We start from the raw sequence: 4,263 nt of genomic DNA on the forward strand, positions 1-4,263 counted from the left end.
CTATGGGTGGGCAGATTCCCGCCTCGATAGTCTCGTCCTCTCGGACGGACAATCTCAACGCAAATCTGCTACAGCGCCATGCGGCCAACCGTTAGCTGCAACCTAAAAAAAATAAACGTATCAAATAAATGAAACAATAATGGCAAAAAGAGACCCAGAAAAAACAGCAAGGAATAAAATTGACAAACAAATGTCTGCAACGTTAAAGCAAATGTTACCTGCTGTTTTAGCTGCAACTGGATTTGATTCTGAGTATTCTTTACATGGAAAAATTGGAGGAAAATTTGCAGATTATATTGACATAAGGGATGCTGTTATACATTCACAGGAGCATTTTATTAGCCTTTGGCTTCAAGGATATAAAAAAAAGTTAGAATCAGGCAGTGGCTTTGGAAATGCCTATGAAACTTATGACCTTTTGTGTCAACATCAAGTTTTTAAGGACTATTTATTTTTGTTTTTAAGAAGGACATATTTGAGAAATTATGATGCTCTTTCGAAAATAAGACCAACAATTAGTGAAGCAGAAATATGGATAGGTCAGCAAAATGCAAACTATGGTCTTTTAATAACCCCAAGATATGTAAATGGAGAATGGGAAAATGATAAAAGTGAAATAAGACATTTCAAACCAAAATATTGGAGTATTGGACATGTTTTAGAAACAGGGTTGTTAATTCCTGATAAAAACGAAAAGATTGAGTTTAATAGCGTAGAGGAATATCTGAAATTTTTTAAATATGTAATAGTTAGAAATTCAGGTTCGAAATATGAAATGGAAATAGCTGAATTATATTCTGATTATGTAACGAATTCTCCTAATCAGTTGGAAATTCCCTTATTAATTCCAGAATATAGATATGACGGACTTCAAAAACAACATAAATATCGACTTGATTTTACAATAATTGAATCTAAAGATTTAAACAAAATTGGTTTTGAGTTATCTCCATGGTCATCACATGGTTATTTAAAAAAAATTAAAGGATTAACTCAAAAGGTTATAAATGAAATGGCAAGTGACAACTTCGAAAAGGAGATGAAGAAGCATAAAGATTATTTTAAACGCCATGGAATTTTTATAATGATATACACAGATAGCGATTTAAGTAATACTGATACTTTATTTGAAGATATGAAACAATATCTAATACCTTCGAATATAGGAAGCCAATTACAGTTTCATATTTTTGAAGACTTCTTTAAATAATGGCAGCAACTAACAAACCGCAATAAAGCATGCCTTACTAAGGTGGATATAGGGAGTTTGACTCCCGCGCGAGCATTAGAGAAAGCAAGAAAGCGAATATACCACACGAAAAAGGCACGCTTCATGCGGCAAGATGTTAGCAAGCATTCACACAATGCATCGTAAAAGTTGAATGATGAAAAAAATAATCCACTTTTATAAGAATGTTTTAGGTATCAATATGAATGATACACAACATCCATTAGTGGTAAAAATAAACTCGATTCCTTCAGCAACTGAAGATGAACGAAAAATAAAAGAGCATCACTTGCGTACTTTGGGTCTTTCGTTAATAGACATCAAAAAATATGATGAAAATATTTATAACTATTACATTAAGAAAATAGTCAATAACAAAGACATTTCTATTCATGGTCATATTTTTGAAATTAATCAATGTGCCCATTTTATTCGAACATCTAAAAAAGGAAATTTAATGTTTCAATTCGGTGACCCCAATTTGAATCAACCAGATTTTCTTGTTGAAAACTTCGGATTTGAAATTACTTCTTCCAGATTCACAACGTTCAACACAGAATCCAATCCAGGAATAAAACTTCTTCGGAAATTTAGAGAAAAAAATAAAAAGAATTACGCTAATACCGACTGCGTTTTGCTCATCGACATTAATCAAATGTCATATCACACAATTAAAAATGGACAACCAGTTACTCCGACATTGGAGAATATTAGAGAAACCATATGTAAGGAATCAAAATTTGGACTTGTCTTGTATTTTGTGGAATTTATTCAAATAGACAATGGAAATTTAAGGTTTAAAGGAACTGTATTTCGTGATTATAATAAGGATTGTAATCCTGCACTAAAGAAGATGATGAACAAAAATTTTACACATGGGAATCAAAAGCTAGGAGGAAATCTACTAATAACGCCAAACTAAAAAAACGCTTGCTAACAAACCGCTATAGAGCATAAAGGGTGCAGCGCATCTATGTTGGTTCATAGCTTTGGCAACCACCGCCAAATCGCTGATTTGGCTTTAAAAATGAAAAGTTAAAAACAAATACAGCGCTTTGGCTCCGCTCAATTTGGAAAGTTAGTAAGGTTAAACTCCTTTACGCTCCATGCGGCAGGCCGTTGGAGGGCATTAATAACAACACCTATAACCAACAACTTGATTTAAGAAGATGGATATGAGTATATAGGTAAAAAACAATCTTATATAAGTTATATAAAATCTATTCAAGCCAAATATGAAAAAAGGCATTGATTTCTTTAGGGAAACCAGCAACATAAAAGAAAGTAAAGATCAGATAGAAATTATTGAAGAATCACTTTGCCAAAGGTTTCCGCCTATATATAGAAACTTTCTTGAAAAATACGATCCCATCTTAATTATTGATTCTTACTATGATGAAGTAAGAGATTTTGAGTTTCCTATGGAATCAGTATTTATATCTTCAACTAGAGATTTCAAGAACCCAATGTTTTTATCAGATTTGCTGAGCCTTAGTGAAATGGTAAATAACAAGGAGGAATTAAAATTGGAGATTGAATGGTTAGAAAAGCGATTTATAGCAATTGGTTTTACAACTTCTGACACAAAGATTTGTGTCTCTTGTGATCCAGTTGCATTAGATGAGATATGGGAATACGATGGAGATTCAAATGATAAATATAAGTATTTAGCTAAAGACATCTTTGAACTCATAAATAAACTGGAATCTAAAACGCCCTCCAACAAACCGCAATAAAGAATGCCTTGCGGAGGCTGGTTTTGGGAGTTAAATCTCCCGCGCGAGCACAAGGTGCAATTAGGAAAGCGAATATACCACACGCAGCGGCACACTTCATGCGGCAAGACGTTGTGTGCAAGTGGAATTCACAGCATTAAAATATCAATTGACAAATGACTAAATACATTTTAATACTGACTATATTTTCAATGTTTGCTTGTGGTAACACGAAAAACTCTAGAAGTAAAATTGCTGAAAGTAATAGACAAAATATCATAGAATCTATTGATTCTGTAGCCATCAAAGAATTAGTGAATAATGACAATGTTTACTTAAATCACAAACTGGTTGACTTTGACAATGATAACAACTTCGAATTGTTGATTATAAGTGAATCAAATCAGAAATCAGAATGTCTTTCAATGTGGGACACATCTTGCGTTTTTGTAAACATTGACTTGTATAAACAAAGAAATAAAGAATGGGAACTATTAAAAAAATACAAGATAAATGATTCAAGAAATACATTTATAAAAATCGACACCTCATTAAATTTAGTTATTACACAATCTTCAACACCATCAGGACTTTCAAAACAAAATAAGGTTCAGTTTTATAGCTTTAGAGATGGGGATTTCTATTTGCAAAAAATTGATTTAAAGGTTGACACAAAAATAAACTCAAGGCAAGGAATTGACCAAAACAGATGGAAATACTTAATCGATTTTGAATCCAAAAAAATTAGACTTGACTATTCCGAGTTACGAATGAATAATGATATTAACGGAGAGCCTAATTTATCAAGTGTAGATACAACGATTTATAAAAACATTATTGATGACACTAATCTAAAATTAGGACAATCATACGAGATAGATTCTTTACTAATTATAGGATACAAACTACTCTACTAGATAAACACCAGCACACAACACGCTAGTATAAAGCATTTGGCGTTCTTGATTTCTAGGAAGTTAGTAGAGTAATTGACCACCGCCAAATCTTTGATTTGGCTTTAAACATGAAAAGATAAAAACAAATAAAAGATTTGGCTCAGTGGAGTTTAGGAAGGTTTGGTTCGTTAAATCGCCATACGCTTCATCTAGCCAACCGTTAGTACCCATGTGTCAGGGCGCACATGATTAATATTTACCAATGAGAAGTAGTATACTGACAGAACGATATGTAAGCCCGACAACATCATATGATTGATTGACCGCACTGAATGTAACACGGACAGACCGCAATGTAAGACTGACAGCGGCGTATGTAAGACCGTCAGCATCGTATGATTGATTGACCGCACTGAATGTAACA

Annotated in this window: 4 protein-coding genes; all 4 read left to right on the forward strand. The window is 33.0% G+C overall.

Features of this window, described 5'->3' with window-relative positions; translation table 11 throughout:
• Positions 1-139 precede the first annotated feature (139 nt).
• Positions 140-1,210, forward strand: coding sequence for a hypothetical protein (locus tag ACSX1H_RS18785; protein ID WP_439185794.1), 1,071 nt, complete (start codon positions 140-142; stop codon positions 1,208-1,210).
• A 172-nt stretch (positions 1,211-1,382) separates the two neighbouring features.
• Positions 1,383-2,150, forward strand: coding sequence for a hypothetical protein (locus ACSX1H_RS18790; protein WP_439185795.1), 768 nt, complete (start codon positions 1,383-1,385; stop codon positions 2,148-2,150).
• 313 nt (positions 2,151-2,463) lie between these two features.
• Positions 2,464-2,964: an SMI1/KNR4 family protein gene (locus ACSX1H_RS18795; RefSeq protein ID WP_439185796.1), complete on the forward strand. Its 501-nt coding sequence runs from the start codon at positions 2,464-2,466 to the stop codon at positions 2,962-2,964.
• A 155-nt stretch (positions 2,965-3,119) separates the two neighbouring features.
• Positions 3,120-3,860: a hypothetical protein gene (locus ACSX1H_RS18800; protein WP_439185797.1), complete on the forward strand. Its 741-nt coding sequence runs from the start codon at positions 3,120-3,122 to the stop codon at positions 3,858-3,860.
• The last annotated feature ends 403 nt before the right edge of the window (positions 3,861-4,263 follow it).

The sequence above is a fragment of the Carboxylicivirga taeanensis genome (assembly GCF_051851475.1).
Classification (GTDB): Bacteria; Bacteroidota; Bacteroidia; order Bacteroidales; family Marinilabiliaceae; genus Carboxylicivirga; species Carboxylicivirga taeanensis.